Genomic DNA, 21,602 nt, shown 5'->3' on the forward strand with positions numbered 1-21,602 from the left:
CTCACGCCGTTGCGATCAGCAATGTGCCCGTTGCCACGAGCGCGCCGCGCCAGAGCCAGTCGAAGTTGATCCAGCCTCGCCGCAGCACGCCGAGACCGAGATACTCGTAGGCGAGCAGCGCGATGACGGCCGTGGTGGCGAGCGTCGTGGCGGTATGCAGCGCGGTGAACGCGAACGACAGCGCAAGCGGGTTCGCAAGGCCCGCTGCGCCGGCCGCTCCACCGCACAGCGGCAGCATGGCGGGCATCAGCATGAGCCCCGCGCCGTGCAACGTGGCCATCAACGCAGACCACGCCGCGAGCCCGGCAAAGCCCACGGTCATCCCCACGCGCACGCGGTGCCGGTGCCCGTGCGCGTACTGCCACGCGGCCCACGCGATCAGCAGCGCGCCCAGGCACGCGTGCAGCGCCGCGCCGGGCAGATGCGCGCCGAGCGCCGCAGTGGAACTCGTGAACAGCAGAATGGACGCGGCGTGACCGAGCGCGATGGGCGGCAAGGCGAGCAGCAGCGCCGTGCGGCTCCCGCGCTGCAGCCCGAGCGCGGTCGCGAAGAGCCAGCCCATCGCCGGATTCACGCCGTGAAAGACGCCGCTGCCCACCACGGCTGCCCAGGCGCCCCAGTGCGCGCCGAAGACTTCCTCCATATCGTGCTCCGCGCTTATGGGTAGCAGTACGAATCGGATGAGCAGTCGCCGCCTTCGAGCCGGATCTGGTGCGGCCGGTGCGACTTCGGCCATTCGACGAAGAAGCGCTCGTCGAATTCGAGGCCGCCTTCGTGCGCGGCGTCCAGCTTCACCATCCAGCCGTCGATGCCTTCGGGATAGAACTGCGCGTCGATCGCGCCATAAAGCGAGTTGCTGAAATAGACGCGCCGGCCGTCGCGGCTCACTTCGACCATTTGCGGGCCGCCGTTCAGCGCGCGCTCGGGCGCGAACGGATGCGCCGCGCGCGCGGCGATGCCGCCGATGCGCACGCAACCCGTCAGGCGCGCATTCTCAGGGTCCGACACATCGTATTGGCGCAAATCGCCCGTTCCCCAGCACGCCGCGTAGAGGAAGCGGTCGTCGAGCGAGAGCGCGATATCGGTGACGAGCGGCGGCACCGCTGCAAATCCCTTGAGCATGGGCGGCAGATGCTCGGGATCGGCCGGCTCGGCCGGAATTTCGATGATCTTGCGTGCGGCCCACTGGTCGCCGTCGAGATACCACTGCCAGATCGAGGCCGAGAGGTCCTTCAGACTGATCACGGAGTTCACGAAACCGTAGGGGCGCGTGGGATTGTGCGCGGGGCGCAGCTCGAACACGAGCTGGTTTTCCGCGCCGAAGTCGAGCACCTGCTTGTGCTGGCGCGTATGCAGATCCCAGAAGTGCAGGCGATGGCCATACTGGCCGCCGAGCAGGACCTCGGGCACGAGGCCGTTTTCGAAAGTCGCGGGCAGTCCCCACTCGCTCGTCACGAGCGTGTCGTAGCCGAGGTGCCACCAGCCGTCGTAGGCGAGCTGTTGCGGGCCGCGGTCGATCTCCCACTGGCCGAGAATATCGAAGCTCTCGTGGTCCATCAGGAAGACGCCGCCGGGCGCCTCGCCTTGCGCGTTCGCAAGCGACGTCACATAAATGCCATCCGGCCCGCAATGCACGGTGTGCGGGCGCGTGTAGCCCGCGCGCTGCGCGACGCTCTCGGGCTCGTGCACGCGCGCGATATGCGGGCGGCGCGCGTCAGGCTTGGTGTCGACAATATGAATGCGCGACGAGCGCAGACCGGGCACGATGAGATAGCGGCGCTCGGTATGCGCGTGGGGGGCGTTGGGGCACAGGCACGAACTGCAGGCGTTCCAGCCGAAATGGTGGAGCTCGTCGCCGACGTTGGGCATTGCCAGCCGATGCACGATGCGCCCGAATTCCGGCGAGCGGGGGTCCAGATCGACCACGTCGAGCGAATCGGGCACGCTGCGCGTGGGGTCGAAGCTGGCGACGTATGCCAGTGTCTCCGCTGGGGCTTCGCCTGCCATGCGCGCAGACGGGTAGAAGGTCGGGTCCGGTTGCCACGTCGCCATTGCTGCCCCCTCATCGAAGATTCGGAAGAGCCCCTATCATGCATCAGAGTGGCACAGTGCGTTGCATACGTGTTCCATATTCCATCCGGATAGAAGCTTATGCATTGGAGCAGTGAAAACCGATTAGGTGCGCTGCGGGAATAGTAAATTCGCTTTTGCAGCATTTATTCGCGAGGCCAACGTTCCTAGACTTGTACTCAACGGATGCAGACAAGCCGCTGCGCCGATTTCAAGTTACTGGAGGTTAGTCATGAGAACGCTCATCAAGGCCGTTGCGATCGCTGCGGTGCTTGCAGTGCCGGCCATTTCATTTGCACAGTCGCAAGGCACCAATGGTCCTGTGACGCGTGCGCAGGTGCGTAGTGAGCTGAAGCAGCTCGAAGCCGCGGGTTATCGTCCCTCGGTGAACGACCTGTATTACCCCGCGGATCTGCAACAAGCCCAGGCGCGAGTGAATGCACAAAACGGTGGGGCCGTTGCGCAGGCAACCGGCTATGGCCCGGCCACCAGCGGCTCGTCGGAAAGCGGTGCACGTACCGACGGCGCGGTTAGCAGCTATTCGCCGCCGGTATATAACGCGCACTGAGTTTTAGGGCGGCAGGAAGCCGATTCATACCGCATGAAGATAATCAGCCCGCGACGGCACGAAAGCGCCGTCGCGGGCTGATTCATTTGCTGCCTGCTTACACGGCGCACATATCGGCCGCTTTTCGTTTTAGTCGTGCGGCGCCCCACGCTCGCCAATCCACTTGCGTGTCGACTCGAGGATCTCATTCGATAGCACGGGATCGTCGCACAGCCGCGCAAGCACGACCGCGCCCACCATCGCGGCCCAGCCGCCGATCGCCGCCTGGCGCGACGCTGCGCCGCCGGCGCCGTTCATGCCCCCGCTCAGGCGCTCGATTTGACGCTCCAGTCCGGCCGCCATGACGGCGCGCGCTTCCGGCGTTTGCCGCGCGGTCTCGGCTGCGAGCGCCGCGGTCGGGCAGCCGTCCGCCACGTTGTCGCGATGTTCGGCACTGAGGTAGCGCGCCGCATAGCGCACCAGATCGGAATCGCCGCCTTCGCCCTGGGCAAAGACGTGGGCGAGCGTTTGCGCGATCAACTCGTCCTTCGATTTGAAATAGCCATAGAAGCCGCCGTGCGTCAGACCGGCGGCGCTCATCACGTCCGCGACGGTGACCGCATCGTAGCCGTGCTCGCGAAAAAGCCGGCCGGCGGCTTGCAGGATCTGCTGGCGATTCATTTCTACCTGTTCGCGACTGACCCTCATTGTTCTCTCCGCTCTCCATCATTCGATGCTTGACATTATATATGATGGTCATCATGATTCGGTTTACATGATGCTCATCATGAAAACCGAATTCCCAAGGAGAAGTTTCGATGTCTGCTAAACCTGCTGTCTTGATCACTGGCGCGTCCACGGGTATCGGCGCCGTCTACGCCGACCGTTTCGCAAAGCGCGGTCATGACCTCGTGCTGGTGGCGCGCGATCGCGCCCGCATGGAAGACCTCGCTGCGCGCCTGCGCGAGCGCGATGGTGTGAACGTGGATGTCGTTCGCGCCGATCTGGCCTCGCACGCGGATCTTGCGCTGTTAGAGGCGCGGCTTGCCGATGACGCACGCATCGGTGTGCTCATCAATAACGCGGGTGCGAGCCTGCCGGGCACGTTCGTCGAGCAGGGCCCGGACGCCGTGGCCGGCCTCATTGGTCTGAACGTCACGGCGGTTGCGCGCCTCGCCGCGGCAGTCGCGCCGCGTTTCGCGCGCGAAGGCAAGGGGGCGATCGTGAATGTCGGCTCCGTCATTGGCCTCGCACCCGAGTTTCGCTCGAGCGTGTACGGCGCAACGAAGGCGTTCGTGCTGTATTTCTCGCAGTCGTTGAATCTGGAACTCGACGGCAAGGGCGTGTACGTGCAAGCCGTCGTGCCGGGTGCCACGCGCACCGAAATCTGGGAGCGCTCCGGCAAGGACGTGAATGCGCTGCCGGCCGTGATGGAAGTGGACGACCTCGTCGACGCGGCGCTCGTGGGCTTCGACCGGCGCGAGACGGTGACGATCCCGCCTCTGCCCGACGCGCAGCAGTGGGATGACTACGAAGCGGCGCGATCCGCAATGTTCGCGAACTTCGGGCAGTCGCAGCCGGCGGCGCGGTATCGCGAAGCCATGTAGTCCGATGTATTGCGGGCGGCCAGCGGCCGCCCGCGTTGCATGGCGAGCCGCGAGGCGCGGCCGTCGTCACAGCGCACCTTCGCTCCCACTCTCACCGGCTCGCGTCCGCAAGCCCGGCCAGCCTCTTCCCCGCAGTCCTCGCTTCGCCTTAACCCGTTCGCAAAATCAGCGGTTTCCGATATCGCGAGTGCCCGATTCGCGCAATGCTGCGCGCGAGGCTCCCGCGTGAGCGCGTGGCCGGCCATTCCCGGCGCGCCGGCGCGCGGCGCCCTGTACCATTCACCGCACGCCGCCCGGCAATGGCCACGCGGCGCGCGCGCAAACGAGGACCGGTCGATGCAACGAATAACACGAACAACTGGCGGGTGGTGGACGTTGGCGCTTGCCCTGGTGCTGGGCTTATGCATGGCGTGGGCGTGGCGCGCCTACGCGGCGCGCGCGGTGAGCGTATCGCCGCAGGGCACGGTGGCGCAGGTGCGCCAGGTGGTGGTGAAGTTCGATGAGGCCATGGTGGCGTTCGGCGCGCCCGATGCAAAGGACCCCGCGCGCCTGCAATGCAGCAATGCGGCGGCCAGCGCGGGCCAGGGTCGGTGGATCGACGGGAAAACGTGGGCTTATGATTTCGCGGCCGATCTGCCGCCCGACGTGCAATGCAGCGTCACGCTAGTCGACGCGCTCAAATCGCAGGCGGGCAACGTCGTGACGGGCGTGCGCCGCTTCACGTTCTCCACGGGCGGCCCCTTCCCGCTGAGCGTGCGTCCCTATGGCGGCGAAATAGAGGAAAACCAGGCATTCGTGCTGAAGCTCAATGGCCCCGCCACGCCGGCTTCCGTGCGCGAACACGTGTGGTGCGAGTCGGGCGGACTCGGCAACCGCATTCCGGTGCAGCCTGTCGATGCGTCCACGCGCGCGGCGCTGCTCAAGCATTTCCGGCTCGAAAAGGACAGCGCGAGCGTGCTCACGCTCACGTGCCAGCAAACGCTGCCCTCCAGCGCGAAGATGCAGCTCGTGTACGGCAAGGGCGTGCTCGGACCGAACGGCACGCCCAACGACGTCGAGCGCCGCTTCGATTTCACGGTGCGCGAGCCGTTCACCGCGAGCATGAGTTGCGAGCGCGAGAATGCGAAGGCGCCATGCACGCCGCTGCGGCCTCTGCGCATCGACCTGAGCGCGCCGATTGCGCGCGCCGACGCGCAGCAGTTCCGTCTGCAAGGGCCGAAGGGGGAAGTCGCGCCGGCTTTCCGCCCCGATGACAAGAACAACGAGGTCGGCTCGATCTCGTTCTCCGCGCCTTTGCCCGAGCGCGCGACGCTTACGATCACCGCACCCGCCGGGCTCAAGGACGTAAGCGGCCGTGCGCTCGCGAACGCCGATCTTTTCCCGCTGCATACGGCGACCGCGCCAATGCCGCCGCTCGCGAAATTCCCGTCCTCGACCTTCGGCATCATCGAGCGCTACGCGGAGCCCGGCACGCCGCCGCTGGTGCCGGTCACGCTGCGCAACGTCGAAGCCGACCTGCACGTGCAGGGGCTCAACGCGGGCGAGGCGAAGTTCGCGAAGCTCGCGGTGCAGTCCGATACCGACATGCGTCGCTGGATGCGCCTCGTCGACCAGTTCGACAATTTCGGCATGAGCGAGACGTCGATCGACAAGCAGATGCCGGGGCTGCTCGCGCGCGCGAAGTCGCCCGTGGTGATTCCGCGCACGACGGGCGAGGGTGACGACGACGCGAAGGAGCGCATCATCGACGTGCGCTCGCTCTCACTGCTCGATGGCCAGCCAGGCGTAGAGACGCTCACGCTGCCCAAAGCCGATCCCAAGGCGTTGCGGCCGTTCGAAGTGGTGGGCATTCCCGTACCGAAGCCGGGCTTCTACGTGATCGAACTCGCTTCGCCTTCGCTCGGCGCCTCCTTGCTCGGCAAGCCGGCGCCCATGTACGTGCGCACGACCGTGCTCGTCACCAACCTGGGTGTGCACTTCAAGCAAGGCCGCGAGAATAGCGTGGTGTGGGTCACGTCGCTCGACAAGGGCGAACCGGTAGCCGGCGCCGAGGTACACGTATCGGATTGCAACGGCGAGATGCTCGCCACGGGAAAGACGGATTCCCATGGCCTCCTGACGATAGACGGACCGCTCTCGAATCGTCGCGACTGCGGCGAAAACAGCTTTAGCGGACTGTTCGTTTCGGCGCGCATCGACGACCCGAAAACGGGCCCCGACATGGCCTTCGTGCAATCGGACTGGAATCGCGGCATCGAGTCGTGGCGCTTCAACGTGCCGACCGACACGAGCGTGCAGCCCACGGTGCGCGCGCATACCGTGTTTGACCGCACGCTGCTGCGCGCGGGAGAGACGGTGTCGATGAAACACTACATCCGCGCGCAGACGATGCATGGTTTCGCGCTCCCGCAGCAGTACCCCACACGCGTGACGATACGTCATGCCGGCAGCGGGCAGACATGGCATCTGCCACTGAAGTGGGCCGCCGACCATACGGCGGACTCGACCTTCGTGTTGCCGCCCGAAGCGAAGCTCGGCGAATATGACGTCTCGCTCGACGACGGGGACGCGAACGCGAGCACGGCAGGCGACGGCAACGACGAAGCCGACAACAGCGCGGACGCCATGCATATGAGCTACGACAGCGGCAGCTTCCGCGTGGAAGCCTTCCGCTTGCCGGTGCTCAAGGGCACGATCGCCGTGCAGAACGAGAAGACGTCGCCGCTCGTCGCCGCTACGCAGGCGAGCGTGGCGGTGCAGATCGATTATGTGTCGGGCGGCGCGGCTTCGAATCTGCCTGTGCAGGTTTCGGCGCTCGTGAAGGACACCACGTCCTCGTTCGCCAGCACGTACAGCGATTTCAGTTTCGCACCGTATGTGAGCCGGAGCCCGGCCGATAACACGTCAGAAGACGAGGACAGCGGCCCGCGCGAGGACAACGAGGTCGCGAAGCTCGTGGCCGACAAGGAGCCGCTCACGCTCGACCGCAACGGTGCGGGCACGCTCGTGCTGAAGAACCTGCCGGCCGTGGACGCGCCCAAGCGCCTCGCGCTCGAAGCGACCTTCGCGGACCCGAACGGCGAAGTGCAGACCATCAGCGGCGCGGCCACGCTCTGGCCCGCTGCCGTGGCGGCGGGCATCAAGTCGGGGCATTGGGTCTCCGTGGGCAGGACCGTGCCGGTCACCGCACTCGCGCTCGATCTGCAGGGCAAGCCGCAGGCGGGCGTGAAGCTCGAGGTGCGCGGTGTGGCGAAGATCACGACGACTTCGCGCAAGCGCATGGTGGGCGGCTTCTACGCCTACGACAACCACACGGAAACACGCGATCTCGGCACGCTGTGCAGCGGCACGAGCGACGATCACGGCTTGCTCACGTGCGACGCGAAGCTCAAGGAAGCGGGCAATATCCAGCTCGTGGCCACGGCGCGCGACGGCGACGGCCATGCCTCGACGGCCACGACCTCGTTATGGGTCACGCGCGAGGACGAGCTCTGGTTCGGCAGCGAGAACACGGACCGCATCGACGTGTTGCCCGAAAAGACGAGCTACGAACCCGGCGAGACCGCGCGGTTCCAGGTGCGCATGCCATTCCGCTTTGCGACGGCGCTCGTGGCCGTGGAACGCGAGGGCATCATCGAAACGCACGTGGTGCAACTCGACGGGCGCGATCCGACCGTCGAACTGAAGGTGAGCGACACGTGGGGGCCCAACGTCTACGTTTCGGTGCTCGCGCTGCGCGGGCGTATTCACGAAGTGCCATGGTATTCGTTCTTCACCTGGGGGTGGAAAGCGCCGCTCGAATGGGCCCGTGCGTTCTGGTACGAAGGGCGCCAGTACGAGGCGCCCACGCCGCTCGTCGATCTTTCGAAGCCGGCTTTCCGCTACGGGCTCGCGCAAATCCGCGTGGGCGACGCGGCGCACCGCCTCGCGGTGAGCGTGACGCCCGACGCGAAACGCTACGCGGTACGCGCGACGTCCCACGTCCAGTTGCGCGTGCAGCTTCCGGGCGGCCAGCCGGTGCCGGCGGGCACGCAGATCGCCGTGGCAGCCGTGGACGAAGCGCTGCTCGAACTCATGCCCAACCGCAGCTGGGATCTGCTCGACGCCATGCTGCAGCAACGCGCCTACGGCGTGGAGACGGCGACGGCGCAAATGGAGATCGTCGGACGGCGGCACTTCGGGCGCAAGGCGGTGCCGGCGGGCGGCGGCGGCGGGCATGGCGCGACGCGCGAACTCTTCGACACGCTGCTCTACTGGAACCCGCGCGTTACGCTCGATGCGAAGGGCGAGGCGCAAGTGAGTGTGCCGCTGAACGACTCGATCACGCGTTTTCGCATCGTCGCGATTGCGGCGAGCGGGGTGGCGCGTTTCGGCACGGGCAGCGCGACCATCGAGAGCACGCAGGACCTGCAGCTGATCTCGGGCCTGCCGCCACAGGTGCGCGAGGGCGACACCTTCCGCGCGCAGTTCACGCTGCGCAATACGACCGCGCGCGCGATGAAAGTGCTGGTCGCGCCGAACGTACCGCCGCTCGCGCTGGCCGCGCAGACCGTGGAGCTCGCGCCCAATTCGTCGCGTGAGATTGCGTGGACGGTTGCGGTTCCCGACGATCTCGCCGAGGCGGAGCGGCCCGCGCTCGTGTGGAACGTGAGTGCGGCGGAGCAGGGCGGCGCGCATGCGGCGGATGCGGTGAAGCTCGCCCAGCAGGTGAGCGCGGCGATACCCGTGACGGTGCAGCAGGCCACGCTCGCGCAGGTGGACGGTACGCTGTCGATTCCGGTTGCGCCGCCGGCCAACGCGAGCATGACGCGTGCAGGCGCGGTGCGTGGCGGCATTGCGGTGTCGCTGCAGCCGAAGCTCGCGGACGGCCTGCCCGGCGTGCGCCGCTGGTTCACGCGCTATCCGTATTCCTGCCTCGAGCAGCAGACGTCGATAGCGATCGGCTTGCGCGACCCCGCGCGCTGGCAGGCGGAGCTTGTGCGCCTGCCGGTGTATCTGGACCGTGACGGCCTCGCGAACTACTTCCCGCCCGCCGACGACAGCGCGAGCCGCGGCAGCACCGCGCTCACCGCGTATCTGCTCACGATAAGCGACGAGGCGTCGAAGCTCGACCCGCGCTTCGCGCTTCCCGACGCCTTGCGCAGCAAGATGGTGGAGGGCCTCACGCGCTTCGTGGAAGGCCGCATCGAGCGCAATTCGTGGGCGCCGCGCCGCGATCTGGATCTGCGCAAGCTCGCCGCCATCGATGCGCTGTCGCGCTACGGCGCGGCGAACGCGCGCCAGTTCGGCTCGATCGAGATTGCGCCGAACCAGTGGCCCACTTCGGCGGTGATCGACTATGCGGAAAGTCTCGCGCGCATGCGCGACGTGCCGGACCGCGCGGAGAAACTGGCGCAGCTCGAGCAGATCCTGCGCGCGCGGCTCACGTGGCAGGGCACGCAGCTGACCTTCTCCACGGCCGCCGAAGACGATTTGTGGTGGCTGATGACGGGCACGGAGGTCAACGCGGCGCGCCTCGCGCTCGCCTTTGTCGGCAACCCCGCGTGGAAGGAGGAAATGCCGCGGCTCGTGGCGGGCCTGCTCGCGCTGCAACGCAACGGCGCATGGAGCACGACGACGGCGAACGCCTATGGCTCGCTCGCGGTCGAGCGCTTCTCGCGCGTGTTCGAGCACGACCCGGTGACGGGCGCGACGAAGATCCAGCTCGGCGATACGTCGCGCATCGTCGACTGGAACGCGGCGGCTCAATCGGCGGCGCAATCGGCGGCGCAAGAGGCGGCGCAAGCGGCATCGGGCGCCAGCGGGGCCACGGCGGCGACGCGCAACGCGCCCGCGCGCAGCACGCTGCTCGCATGGCCAGAGCAGAACGCGGCCGTGCCCCTCACGTTGACGCAGGAAGGAAGCGGCAAGCCATGGGCCACGGTGGAAAGCCTCGCGGCGGTCGCGTTGCGTGCGCCGTTCGCGGCAGGCTATCGCATCACGAAGACCATCACGCCGGTGGACGCCACGGTGAAGGGCGTGTACACGCGCGGCGACGTCGTACGCGTGCGCCTCGACATCGACGCACAAACCGACATGACGTGGGTCGTCGTGAACGACCCTATCCCCGCGGGCGCGACGATCCTCGGCTCCGGGCTCGGGCGCGATTCGGCCGTGGCGACGCAGGGCGAGAAGCAGGACGAGAACGGTCCGTGGCCCGCGTTCATCGAGCGCGGCTTCGACGGTTATCGTGCGTACTACGAGTTTCTGCCCAAGGGCAAGGTGTCGGTGGAGTACACGGTGCGGCTGAACAACGTCGGCACCTTCGGGTTGCCGCCCACGCGCGTGGAGGCGCTCTACGCGCCGGCCACGTTCGGCGTCGCGCCAAATGCGCCGGTGGTCGTGAAGGCGGCGCCGTGAGCGGGCCATTCGCGCTACGGCATCGCGCGGCGTGCGCACTCGGCGCCGCCGCGCTGTGCTTCGTGCTCGTGCCGCTGCCCGCGCTTGCACTGCCGACTTTCGATGATGTGCGCGGCCAGTGGGAAAGCTCCGACTGGGTTCTGCTGGCGCGCGACGGCACGCCGTTGCAGCGCACGCGGGTGGAACACGCCGCGAGGCGCGGCGACTGGGTCGCGCTCGCCGACGTGTCGCCGGCGCTGCGCGAGGCGATTGTCGTTTCGGAGGACAAACGATTCTATGAGCACAGCGGCGTGGACTGGCGCGGCGCGACTGCCGCCGCCTGGGCGAACCTGTGGAGTACCCGCACGCGTGGGGCATCTACGGTCACGATGCAGCTCACGGGACTGCTCGACGACGACCCGAAGCACTCGGGCCAGCGCTCGCTCGCGCAAAAGGCCGTGCAAGCCGTGGACGCGCTGCGGCTCGAACGCACCTGGCGCAAGGACCAGATTCTCGAGGCGTATTTGAACCTCGTGCCGTTTCGCGGCGAGACCGTGGGGCTTGCCGCGCTTTCGCAAACGCTGTTCGGCAAGGCGCCGTCGGGGCTCGACGAACGCGAATCGGCCGTCGCCGCCGCGCTGATCCGCGCGCCCAATGCGCCTTATACGAGGGTCGCCACGCGAGCGTGCCGCATCTTGCGCGACATGCGCGCAGCGAACGTCGAGAGCGGTTGCCCGAATCTCGATGCTTTCGTGCAGATCGCCTTCGCGCGCCCGACCATCGCCACCGACGATCCCTCGTTCGACGGGCGCGGCGAAAACTCGCCCCAGCTTGCGCCACACTTCGCGCGCCAGATCGCGAACGCCGTGCATCCCGCGCCCGGCATGCGCGTGCGCTCGACGCTCGACGCGAACCTGCAACGCTACGCGCGCGACACGCTTACGCGCACCCTCATCGAACTCAATGCGCGCGCGCATCCGCGCAACGTGCAGGACGGCGCGGTCGTCGTGCTCGATAACGCAACCGGCGACGTGCTCGCGTGGGTCGGGTCGTCAGGCGGCCTGTCGAAGGCACGGGAGGTCGACGCAGCGCTCGCGCTGCGCCAGGCGGGCTCGACGCTCAAGCCTTTTCTCTACGCCGAGGCCATCGACGAGCGCCGCGTGACGACCGCCTCGCTGCTCGACGACGCCCCGCTCGATCTCGCGGCGGGCGGCGGCCTCTATATGCCGCAGAACTACGACAAGGGCTTCAAGGGCTGGGTGAGCGTGCGCACCGCGCTCGGCTCGTCGCTGAACGTGCCGGCCGTGCGCACGCTCGTGATGGTGACGCCGCATCGATTCGCGAAGACGCTCACGGCGCTCGGCTTGCCGCTCACGCAGGCGGGCGACTACTACGGCTTCAGTCTCGCGCTGGGCAGCGCCGACGTGAGCCTCGTCACCCTCACGAACGCGTATCGCGCGCTGGCCAATGGCGGCGTCGTGAGCCCGATCGCCGATTTGCCCGCGTCTGCGCAGGCCGCATCGAATAGCGCGTCGAAGCGGGTATTCAGCCGCGAGTCGGCGTTCATCGTCACGGACGTCCTCGCTGACAACAATGCGCGCACGCGTACCTTCGATTTCGACAGTCCGCTGGATACGCGCATGTTTTCCGCGGTCAAGACGGGCACGAGCAAGGACATGCGCGACAATTGGACCGTGGGCTTCACGTCGCGCTATACGGTGGGCGTGTGGGTCGGCAACGCGGATGGCTCGCCCATGTGGGACGTGTCGGGCGTCACGGGCGCCGCGCCGGTGTGGGCCGCCATCGTCGGCTATCTGCATCGGCGCGTGCCGAGTGTCGCGCCTGCCGCGCCGCGGGGTGTCGAGCGCGTGCGCGTGCAGTTCGCCAATGCCGTGGAGCCATCCCGCAACGAGTGGTTCATCGCGGGGACGTCTACGCCGCTCGTGGGCCTCGCATCGAGTGCCGCCGATCTCGCGCGTGGGCCCGCGCAAATCGGCAGCCCCGTGGACGGCACCATTTTCGCGCTCGATCCCGACATCCCCGCGCAGCGTCAGCGCGTCTGGTTCGAGCGTGCGACGGGCTCGACCGCGCGCGTGAACTGGCGCCTGGACGGCAAGGCGTTGGGTGGCGCCGCGCGCCTCGCGTGGCTGCCCTGGCCGGGCAAACACACGCTCGAACTCGTCGATGCGAGCGGACAGGTGACCGATACCGTGCGCTTCGAGGTACGCGGCGCGCTTGCGAAGCCGCAGAAGTCGATGCGCGCCGACGCCGCGCAAGGCGGCGTGGCGCGCTGAGGGAGAGGCGAGCTTAGTTCGCGGGCGCAGTCGCGGCGGTTGCCGCCGGTGCTGCTGAAGCCGGTTGCGTGCCTTGCGCCCCCTGCTGCTGCAGCGTTTGCTGATTGCCCTCCCAGCCGCCGCCGAGCGCGAGGAACAACCGCACCTGGTCGAGCGCGACTTCGCCTTCGGCCGCGGCGACCTGTGCGTGCACACTGGTGAGCGTGCGCGTGGCGTCGAGGTCGGAGAGGAAGGGTTCGCGGCCCGCCGCATAGAGACGATGCGTTTCGTCCGCCGACTGCTGCGCCGACGTATAGGCCGTGCGCAGTGCATCGGCGCGCTGGTCGTCGGCGGCGTAGGTCGCGAGGCTCGACTGCGTTTCGCGCAGCGCGTTGAGCACCACGCCGTCGAAGTGCGCGAGCGCGCCGCCCGTGGCAGCCTCCGCGGCGCGCACGCGGTCGCGCTGGCCGTTGACCGGGAAGGTCCAGCTGATCAGGGGTCCGAATGACCAGGCATTGGTCGCAGGGGTGAACAGATCGCTCGTCAGGCCGACTGTGCCCACGCCCGCACCGAACGTGACGTCGGGGTACATCTCGGCGATCGCCACACCGATGCGCGCCGTCGATGCCGCGAGCTGGCGTTCCGCCTCGCGCACGTCGGGGCGGCGCTTGAGGAGCGCGGCGCCGTCGCCGACGGGAATCGGCTGCTTGAGCCTCGGCAGGCGGTTGCACGCGAGCGCGGCGGGCGGCAGGTCCTTGGGGGCGCGCGCGAGCAGCATGGCGAGCTGATACTGGGCCACGCGGCGGCGTCCCTCGAAGCGCGGGATATCGGCGGCGATCGTGTTGGCCTGGGTCTGCCCGCGCGTCACGTCGGGCTGGTTGCCGCGACCCGCGTCGCGCAGGCGCTTGGTGAGCGCCACGCGCTCGTTCTGCAGCTTGAGCGATTCCTGCGCGATCTCCAGTTCCTCGGCGGCCGAGCACGATTCCACGTAAGCCTGCGCCACGTTGGCGACCACGGTGATGCGCGCGAGGTCGGCCGCGGCTTCCACGGCTGCGTCGTCGGCGCGCGCGGCTTCCACGCCGCGCCGGAGCTTGCCGAACAGGTCGAATTCGTACGAGATGTTGACGCCGAGGTCGCCCAGCGTCGCGACAGGCACCTTTTCGAACAGGAGGTACTGCTCGCCCGACACCTGCGCGCGCTCGGCGGTGGCGTGCGCGGTGCCCGAGAAGCCGCCCTGTGCATTGGCGATGTCGACCGCCGCACGCGAGCGCGCGAGATTCGCCGCCGCCACGCGCAGGTCGGTGTTCGACTTCAGCGCCTCCTGCACGAGTTCGTTGAGCGTGGGGTCGTCGTAAAGCTGCCACCAGTTGGCGGGCACGCCCAGTTGCGAGACGGGCGCATGGTCCGCGCCGTCGATCGGCCCTTGCGCGAGCGGCGCATTGACCGCGGCTTCCTGCGGCACGTGATAGTTGGGACCGAGCGTGATGCACGCGCCCAGCGCGAGCGTGAGCGGCGCGAGCGCGAGGTTGGGCCAGACGTTGGGCGACAAGCGGCGGCGCCAGAGACTACGGCGTGTCATTGCGAAGCTCCGGCAGCCTGGGAAGCGGCGGGGGCGCTCGCATTCATGGCGGGCTGCGAAGCGACGGCGCCGCTTGCGTTGTTCGCGTGGGCGGCCTGGCGGTCGTTGTTCGCTTCCGTGCGCACGGCCACGGTTGCCGTTCGCCCCGCGATCATGCGGAAATCGGCGGGCACTTCGTCGAGCGCCACGCGCACCGGAATACGCTGCGCGAGACGCACCCAGCTGAACGCCGGATTCACGTTGGGCAGCAGGTTCGGCGCCGCCTGGCGGTCGCGGTCCTCGATCGCCGCGACGATGCTCTGCACATGACCCCGCAGCGGGCGCGTCTCGCCCATCACCGTGATCTCCACGGGTTGGCCGATCTGAATGCCGTGCAGGCGCGTTTCCTCGAAATAGCCATCCACGCGGAACGAATGCATGTCCACGACGGCGACCACCGCGCGGCCTGCCGTGACGTATTCGCCAGCCCGCGGCGCGCGGTCGTTCAAATAGCCGTCCACGGGGCTCACGATCGTCGTGCGCTGAAGATTGAGCCTGGCGGTGTCGACCTGGACCTGGGCGTCGGCGGCCGCGGCCTCGCCCTGATCGACGCGCGTGCGGCTTTCCTCGAGCGTTTCCGCCGCCACGAGATTGCCGAGCCCGATATTGCGCGCGTATTCGCGCTTCGCCTGGGCGAGCGTGGCCTTGCGCTGCTCGAGCGCGGCCTGCGCGAGGCGCAGCGCGAGCGAGTAGCGCGCCTGGTCGATCACGAACAGCACCTGGCCTTGCTTGACCTGCTGGTTGTCGACGACGTCGACGCGGGTGATGAGTCCGCCCACGTCGGGCGCGACCTGGATCACGTCGGCGCGCACGCGGCCGTCGCGCGTCCACGGCGAGAACATGTAGTAGTTGACGATGCGCCACAGCACGAGGGCGGCGACCACGACGACGATGAGCGTCAGCAGGATCTGTCCTGCGGAGAACCAGGTTTTTTTCACGTTCACGTTAATTCACGAAGCGATGCGACACGATGATGACGGCAGCCAGCACGAAGACATAGATGCCGAGATCGAAAATGGAACGATGCCACACGAGGCGGTAAAAGCCGACGCGCGTGAGCACCTTGCCGATCACGACATTGACGAGGTACGCGATCAGCATCAGCACGAGCACGGCGGGCACGAACACGCCAAAGATATCGATTTCGCCGATCATGATGCGAGTTTCGAAAAAGGATGAGAGGGACGCGCGCTCATGCCGCGGCCTCCGGGTTGGAAGGCGATTGTGCCGCAAGGGCCGGATAGAGCGCGATGCGCAGGCCCACCAGCGCGTGCAGCGTGTCGCGCAGCCAGCGCTGCGAGACGAGCGCGCGCGGCGCGGGCTGGGCATCGGCGTCGGCAAGCGTGGCGGGCGGCAGTTGCGCGCGCGCGCGGGCCGCCACGCGGCGCATGGCGTCGTCGATGCTGGAGAGCAGCGCCGACGGGGCGTCCTGGCGCTCGCTCGCTCGCGCGCAGCGCGCATAGTGGTCGCTCACGCCCGCGAGCACGCGGTCGATCGCGTCGGGCACGTCGCCGTCGAGCTTGTGGCGCGAGCGGCGCAAATCGAGCGAATTGAGCGCGATACGCAGGTCGCGGAAGCTCTCGATCGACGGATGGCGGTGCTCGTCGGAAGCCGCGAGACGCGGAATGAGCTGCATGAGGCGATCGACCATGCGTGACGTGAGGTTGCGCTGGTCCGCGATAGGCGTGGGCGATGCCGAGAGCGCGACATCGCTCCAGCTCGAGCGCAGGAGGCGCCGCGCCGCGAGCTCGGCGCCGAACGGGCGCGTGACGCGCGTCCACAGGTAGGCGAACAGGAGGCCCGCCACACCGGCAATATTGCTGTTCAGGAAGACGAAGAAGTCCGACTCGTAAGCACTCTGCACGCTGATGAAGGTGGCCGTGTTCACGGCCACGAGCATCGTCACCATGTTGAAGGCCGGGCGCGGAATGAGCGTGCCGATCAGGATGAACGGGCCTGCGAACAGCAGCACGAGCATCGCGAAGTCGTGCACCTTGGGCAGTGCGACGAACAGATAGAGGCCCGCGAATACCACGCTCGCCGCGGTGGCGAGGAAAAAGCGGAACACCAGCGGCGCGGGCTCGTCGGATGCCGCAAAGAAGCAGCAGGCCACGGCCGCGAGCGTTACCGCGCCCGCGCCGTCGTGCCAGCCCGAACTGACCCATAGCCAGCAGGCCACGAGAATCGCGCTCACCGGCACGAGGCACGAAAACACCATGAGGCCGCGATCGTAGAAGCGTTCGGTGCCGCCAAGGCGCCAATGGCGATAGCGCGGCCGCCACGAGCCGATTTTCGCTTCGTGCGCGATGAGCGCGCGCAGCGCGCGGCAGTCCTGCCACACGTCGATCACCTGGCCGAGCCGCCAGAGCGCGTTCGAGAGCAGCGCGCCTTCCCAGCTCGAGAGTGCGTCGCGCGCGGGCTGCAGCGTCGCGATGCGCTTGCGCAGATTCTCTGCGGTCGGGTCGCCCGCGTCGTCGTGCATTTCGGCGGCGCGCGTGGGCAGCGGTTCGTCGAACCAGCGCGCCGCGTCGGCGAGCAGGCTGTCGAGGCCCTCCGGCCACACGTGCAGATCGCGGCGCAGCGCGACGAGCGGGTCGGCGAGCGCGGAGATCATCGGCAGAAAAAGCTGCATGCGCCCGCGCAGCGACTCGGCGCGCTCGAGGATCTCGGGGTGCGTATGGTCGTAGCTCAACTGGCTCAGCAGGAATTCGAGCTGATTGACCGTGGCGGCGAGACGTTGACGGCACGCCGAAAGCGCCTTGCCCGCAATATGGCCCGAGAGCGTTTCGCGGCCGTACCAGGCGGCGTCGCGGAACCATGCGTCGGCGCGCTCGATGAGTGTGGGCGCGAGGCGGCTAGGCAGGATGTTGCTGCCCACCACGCTCGCGCAAATGATGCCGACCGTAATTTCCTGCGTACGCGCGATCGCCACGTCGAACACCGTGGTGGGATCGCTCACGGTGGGCAGCGCGATGAGCGGCATCGTGTAGCCCGCGAGCATGAACACGTAACTGCGCGCGGTGCGGTCGGAGATCGCCAGATAGAGCAGCGTTCCCGTCCAGGTCGCGACGATCGCGCTGAAGAGCAGCGGCGTTTCGACGAAGGGCGGCACGAGCGCGACGGCGGCGGCCGCGCCGAGCGCGGTGCCCAGCGCGCGGTACAGCGCCTTCGAGCGCGTGGCGCCGACGAACGGGTTCGAGACGATGTACACACTGGCCATCGCCCAATAGGGGCGCGGCAGCTGAAACTTGAGCGCGATATAGAGCGCCAGCATCGACGCGGCGAAGGTCTTGACCGAAAAGAGCCAGTCGCGGATGGAGGGGTAGGTCATGAGTCCGCTTTCTGCTTTCAGTCGTGTAAGGGCCGGTCAGCCTGGTCTGCGGGGGGAACGGCGTTGAACGCGTTGAGCACGCGCAGCGTCGCTTCGAGGTCGGCGCGGCTCACGCCTTTGAGCACGCGGGCGCGCAGCGAGCGCAACTCGTCCTCCATGCGCTTGGTCACGGCGCGGCCTTCGCTCGTGAGCGAGATCGTTTTTGCGCGGCGGTCGTCGGGGTCTTCGTCGCGGCGCACGAGGCCCGCGGCGCACAGCTGGTCGAGCAGGCGCACGAGCGAAGGGCCTTCGATGCCCACGTGCTCCGCAAGCGTCACCTGGCGCACGGCTTCGCCAAGGCGCCCGGCGGTGAGCAGCGGCGCGGCGCACGCCTCGGAGACGTTGTATGCGGTGAGGGCGCCGTGCGTCGTGCGCCGCCATTTGCGTGCCGCCACGACGAGCGTGCTGCTGACCGCAAGGCGTAAAGTATGAAGATTCGACATCGGCGGATCATAGCCCAAAGCGATTCGATAGCAAACTATCTTTTTCTTTCGCAGCGCCACGAATCGGATGGTATGCGACTCGTCGGCGGCCTGCTTTCTATCTGATGCGGGGTGATGCGTACGGCCAACAGTGCGCGAGGCGCACGGCTTTTTTGGCGTTGTTTCGTACGCGCTTAACTATTTGACCAGCGGGAAAGCAGGGCGGGAAGCTGCACCATGTCGGTGAATACGTGTGCGACGCCCGCCTCGAGCAGCGCCTGAGCGCTGCTGTGGCCGGGCTCGGGCGGGCTGAAGCCGAACACCGTGGCGCCCGCGGCGAGGCCCGCGCGCGCGCCCGTGACCGTGTCCTCGATGACGGCGCAGCGGGCGGCCTGCACGCCGAGGCCGGCCGCCGCCGCGAGATAGACATCGGGATGCGGCTTGCTGCGCGGCGTTTCGTGGCCGCTATAGATGTGGCCGGCGAAGCAGTCGAGCAGGTTCACCTTGCGCAGCTGCAGCTCGACCTTGCGCCGGTCCGCACCCGAGGCGACGGCGATGCGCCCGTTCATTGCCGCGTGCACCGCGCGCACGGCGGCGGGCGCGCCCGGAATCTCGACGAGATCGCGCTCTAGCGCGTCGTTGCGGCGCGCGCGAAAACCTTCGAGCCAGGCGTCGGTAATCGCGAACCCCGTATGCGCTTCGATGCGCGCGGCCTCGTCTTTCACGGCCTTACCGACGAAGATGCGCATGGCTTCGTCCACCGTGAGTGTCCAGCCGAGTTCGCCCAGCATCTGCGTGAGCACCACGTGCGTAATGCGTTCTGAGTCGACGAGCACGCCGTCGCAGTCGAAGAGGATGGCGTCGAAGGGGATGGGGGACATCGTTTGCCTGCGGTTGCTTTCAGTTGCCTGCGGTTGCGTCATGCGGCGCGCATCGGGATCGCGCACGCAAGAGCGCGATGATAACCGGGGTCGCGTTTGCGTGGCTTTCTGTCGGGCAAGCCGTGCAGGGTGCGGCGTTGGTCGGCCCGTGCGAAACGATGGACAATAGCGTACCCAATCGCTACCCCACCGCTCTGATGTCCACCGACGAAAAGACCCCCAACGAACTCCCCGGCCGCGCCAGCTACACACAATTCGCCGACCGCTACGCCGAGCAGGCCCCGGTCAAGCCGCACAACGCGCTCTACGAACGGCCCGCCACACGCTCGCTGCTAGGCGCGGTAGCGGGGCTCGACGTGCTCGACGCGGGCTGCGGGCCCGGCATCGTGAGCGCGGAGCTGGCGGGCGAGGGCGCACGGGTGCAGGCCTTCGACGTCACGCCCGCGATGGTCCAACTGGCGAAGGCGCGCTGCGCAGGCCTCGCGGTCGACATCGCGCAGGGCGATCTCGGTCGGCCGCTCGACTGGCTCGCGAGTGGCTCGGTCGACCGCATCGTGTGCTCGCTGGCCCTCGACTACGTCGAGCACCTCGCGCCGACATTTCAGGAGTTTCACCGCGTGGCGCGCCCCGGCGCACTGCTGGTGTTTTCGATGTCGCATCCCATGCGCGACTGGATCGACACGCGCACGCGCGGTTCGCGCACCTACTTCGAGACGACGCGATTCGGCCTGCATTGGGGCGGCTTCGGCGAGCCGAAGCCGTGGGTGGAAGCGTTCAGGCGCCCGCTTGCCGATATCTTCAACGCGCTCATGGAAGCGGGCTGGGCCATCGACCGCGTGCTCGAACCCATGCCACAACCGGAAATGAAGGCGGTGTCGCCGGCGCTGCACGCGGAACTGGCACAGGCCCCGGCGTTCATCTGTGTGCGCGCACGGCGCGTTTGACTGGTCGAGCGGCGCCATGGCGCCGCAAGCGCCTAGCGCCGCGCTTCGCGCGAGCCGGCCGAAAGCGACTCTTCGAGCGCGGCAACTCCGGCGGGCAGATCGACCTTCACGCCGAGATCGCTCATCGTGCGACCAAGCGCATGCACGGTGCGAAAGAGGTTGTGCTCGCGGCACTGTTCGCCCATCTGCCCGATTCGAACGATCGGGAGACCGAACGATCCGGCAATCTCCACCTGGTATTGCTGCGAGATGTGATTGCACACCTCGCGGGCGGTGACGCCCTCGGGCAGCCCGATGCCGACCACGGAATTCAGGCGGCACGTTTGCGGCGTATAGAGCGCGAGACCCAGCGCGCTCACGCCGCTTTGCAGCGCGAGCGAGCAGCGCAGGTGGCGCGCAAAACGCTTTTCGAGCGTTTCCGTGCACACGAGGCGCAATGCTTCGTGCAGCGCCAGCACGCCCGAGACGGGCGCTGTGTAGTGATAGCCGGCGTTGTGCCAGAAGTTTTCGGCGAGTATGGCGTCGAGGCACCAGTGCGTGTTCGGCGCGGTGCGCGTACGCACGCGCTCCCAGGCGGCGTCCGAAAAGGCGATGAGCGAAACGCCAGGGATCGAAGAGAGGCCCTTCTGGCCGCCCGTGATGACGACGTCGATGCCCCAGGCGTCCATTTCGAGCGGCATGGTGCTCAGCGTGCAGACGGCGTCCACCACCACGAGCGCGCCGGCGGCTTTGGCGAGCTGCACGATTTCCTTGAGCTCGCGGTTCCATACCGTATTGGAGGTTTCGCCGTGCACGATCGTAACGACGGCCGGGCGCGTGCGCTCGATGGCTTGCGCCACGGCTTCGAGCGAGGCGATTTGGCGGTCGGCGACGTCGAGCGTGGTGACCTCGGCGCCCACGCGGCCCGCCATTTCGGCCATGCGCTGGCTGAAGAAGCCGTTGACGATGGAGAGCACGCGCGTGCCCGGCCACGCGAGGTTCGAGATCGCCATTTCCATGGCCGCCGAGCCGGGGCCGGCCACACCGAGCACCCAGTTCGAACGCGTCTGGAACACGTAGCGCGCCATCGTCTTCACCTGGTGAATGACGCGCGCCATGGTGTCGCCGAGGTGATTGATGACGACGGTATTGGCCTTGGCCACGGCGTCGGGAATCGGCACGGGGCCCGCACCCATCATGAGGAGCGGCTCCTCGGGCAGGATGCGGTCGAGCGTTTCGACGCTGGGGCAAGGCACGGGCGCGGCCTCGGCCGCTGCCGCCGCTGTGCGCGAAGTGGCCAGCGGGTCGGGGTGGAGCGCGTTGTCGTTCATCTTGAGTACCTGGTTTTACCTTGAAGGGAGTTGCGTGAGACGCGCGATTGGCGCGCCATCAGGCAGTGTTGTGTGGCGCGGCAGCGCTGACCATGTACAGTTGCGCGGAATTTCGCTGAACAGTCGTACGGGCGGCGCAGCGGCCCGCTGCGGCATTGCGGCAGCCACCCTATAATCAATCG

General features: G+C 67.7%; 15 protein-coding genes. 5 read left to right on the forward strand and 10 right to left on the reverse strand.

Translation table 11 applies throughout. From position 1 onward, the window contains the following. Position 1 precedes the first annotated feature (1 nt). Positions 2–643 (reverse strand): hypothetical protein, encoded by a 642-nt coding sequence (locus AB3X98_RS29450; protein ID WP_368603483.1) that lies wholly within the window; start codon positions 641–643, stop codon positions 2–4. A 14-nt stretch (positions 644–657) separates the two neighbouring features. Next, a complete protein-coding gene (locus AB3X98_RS29455; protein WP_368603484.1) occupies positions 658–2,052 on the reverse strand; it encodes a selenium-binding family protein in 1,395 nt (464 codons plus the stop codon). A 250-nt stretch (positions 2,053–2,302) separates the two neighbouring features. Between AB3X98_RS29455 and AB3X98_RS29460 the strand changes: the two genes are divergently transcribed. After that, positions 2,303–2,638 carry a DUF4148 domain-containing protein gene (locus tag AB3X98_RS29460; protein WP_321927677.1) on the forward strand — a complete coding sequence of 112 codons (336 nt, stop codon included), beginning with the start codon at positions 2,303–2,305 and terminating at the stop codon, positions 2,636–2,638. Positions 2,639–2,767: 129 nt separating this feature from the next. Here AB3X98_RS29460 and AB3X98_RS29465 read toward each other — a convergent pair whose 3' ends face one another. Continuing rightward, positions 2,768–3,325, reverse strand: coding sequence for a TetR/AcrR family transcriptional regulator (locus AB3X98_RS29465; RefSeq protein ID WP_368603485.1), 558 nt, complete (start codon positions 3,323–3,325; stop codon positions 2,768–2,770). 110 nt (positions 3,326–3,435) lie between these two features. Here AB3X98_RS29465 and AB3X98_RS29470 point away from each other — a divergent pair, with 110 nt between their 5' ends. From AB3X98_RS29470 to pbpC, 3 genes are all read left to right on the forward strand, one after another. Then, on the forward strand, positions 3,436–4,224 hold the full coding sequence (locus tag AB3X98_RS29470; RefSeq protein WP_368603486.1) for an SDR family NAD(P)-dependent oxidoreductase: 789 nt from the start codon (positions 3,436–3,438) through the stop codon (positions 4,222–4,224). A 336-nt stretch (positions 4,225–4,560) separates the two neighbouring features. Beyond that, positions 4,561–10,623, forward strand: coding sequence for an alpha-2-macroglobulin (locus AB3X98_RS29475; RefSeq protein WP_368610359.1), 6,063 nt, complete (start codon positions 4,561–4,563; stop codon positions 10,621–10,623). Between the two features lie 53 nt (positions 10,624–10,676). Further along, positions 10,677–12,896 carry a penicillin-binding protein 1C gene (pbpC, locus tag AB3X98_RS29480; protein ID WP_368603506.1) on the forward strand — a complete coding sequence of 740 codons (2,220 nt, stop codon included), beginning with the start codon at positions 10,677–10,679 and terminating at the stop codon, positions 12,894–12,896. A gap of 13 nt (positions 12,897–12,909) precedes the next feature. On the opposite strand, the gene AB3X98_RS29485 is transcribed toward pbpC, so the two are convergent. The 6 genes from AB3X98_RS29485 to AB3X98_RS29510 form a co-directional block, all read right to left on the reverse strand. Next, positions 12,910–14,454 carry an efflux transporter outer membrane subunit gene (locus tag AB3X98_RS29485; RefSeq protein WP_368610360.1) on the reverse strand — a complete coding sequence of 515 codons (1,545 nt, stop codon included), beginning with the start codon at positions 14,452–14,454 and terminating at the stop codon, positions 12,910–12,912. Next, the gene (locus AB3X98_RS29490) at positions 14,451–15,431 is read right to left on the reverse strand and encodes an HlyD family secretion protein (protein WP_342947189.1); all 981 of its coding nucleotides are present in this window, start codon (positions 15,429–15,431) and stop codon (positions 14,451–14,453) included. Before AB3X98_RS29490 ends, AB3X98_RS29485 begins: the two co-directional genes overlap by 4 nt. A 7-nt stretch (positions 15,432–15,438) precedes the next feature. After that, positions 15,439–15,648: a DUF1656 domain-containing protein gene (locus AB3X98_RS29495; RefSeq protein ID WP_342947141.1), complete on the reverse strand. Its 210-nt coding sequence runs from the start codon at positions 15,646–15,648 to the stop codon at positions 15,439–15,441. 37 nt (positions 15,649–15,685) lie between these two features. Beyond that, positions 15,686–17,824, reverse strand: coding sequence for an FUSC family protein (locus tag AB3X98_RS29500; protein ID WP_069266067.1), 2,139 nt, complete (start codon positions 17,822–17,824; stop codon positions 15,686–15,688). A gap of 17 nt (positions 17,825–17,841) precedes the next feature. Then, complete coding sequence (locus tag AB3X98_RS29505) at positions 17,842–18,306, reverse strand: MarR family winged helix-turn-helix transcriptional regulator (protein WP_368606620.1); 465 nt, start codon at positions 18,304–18,306, stop codon at positions 17,842–17,844. Positions 18,307–18,479: 173 nt separating this feature from the next. Then, on the reverse strand, positions 18,480–19,166 hold the full coding sequence (locus AB3X98_RS29510) for an HAD family phosphatase (protein ID WP_069266181.1): 687 nt from the start codon (positions 19,164–19,166) through the stop codon (positions 18,480–18,482). A 197-nt stretch (positions 19,167–19,363) separates the two neighbouring features. On the opposite strand from AB3X98_RS29510, the gene AB3X98_RS29515 reads away from it, so the two are divergent. After that, the gene (locus tag AB3X98_RS29515; RefSeq protein WP_368606635.1) at positions 19,364–20,110 is read left to right on the forward strand and encodes a class I SAM-dependent methyltransferase; all 747 of its coding nucleotides are present in this window, start codon (positions 19,364–19,366) and stop codon (positions 20,108–20,110) included. A 32-nt stretch (positions 20,111–20,142) separates the two neighbouring features. Here AB3X98_RS29515 and AB3X98_RS29520 read toward each other — a convergent pair whose 3' ends face one another. Continuing rightward, complete coding sequence (locus AB3X98_RS29520; protein ID WP_342947191.1) at positions 20,143–21,288, reverse strand: alanine--glyoxylate aminotransferase family protein; 1,146 nt, start codon at positions 21,286–21,288, stop codon at positions 20,143–20,145. Positions 21,289–21,602 lie beyond the last annotated feature (314 nt).

Source organism: Paraburkholderia sp. BR14312 (genome assembly GCF_040948675.1).
GTDB classification, from domain to species: Bacteria; Pseudomonadota; Gammaproteobacteria; order Burkholderiales; family Burkholderiaceae; genus Paraburkholderia; species Paraburkholderia nodosa_A.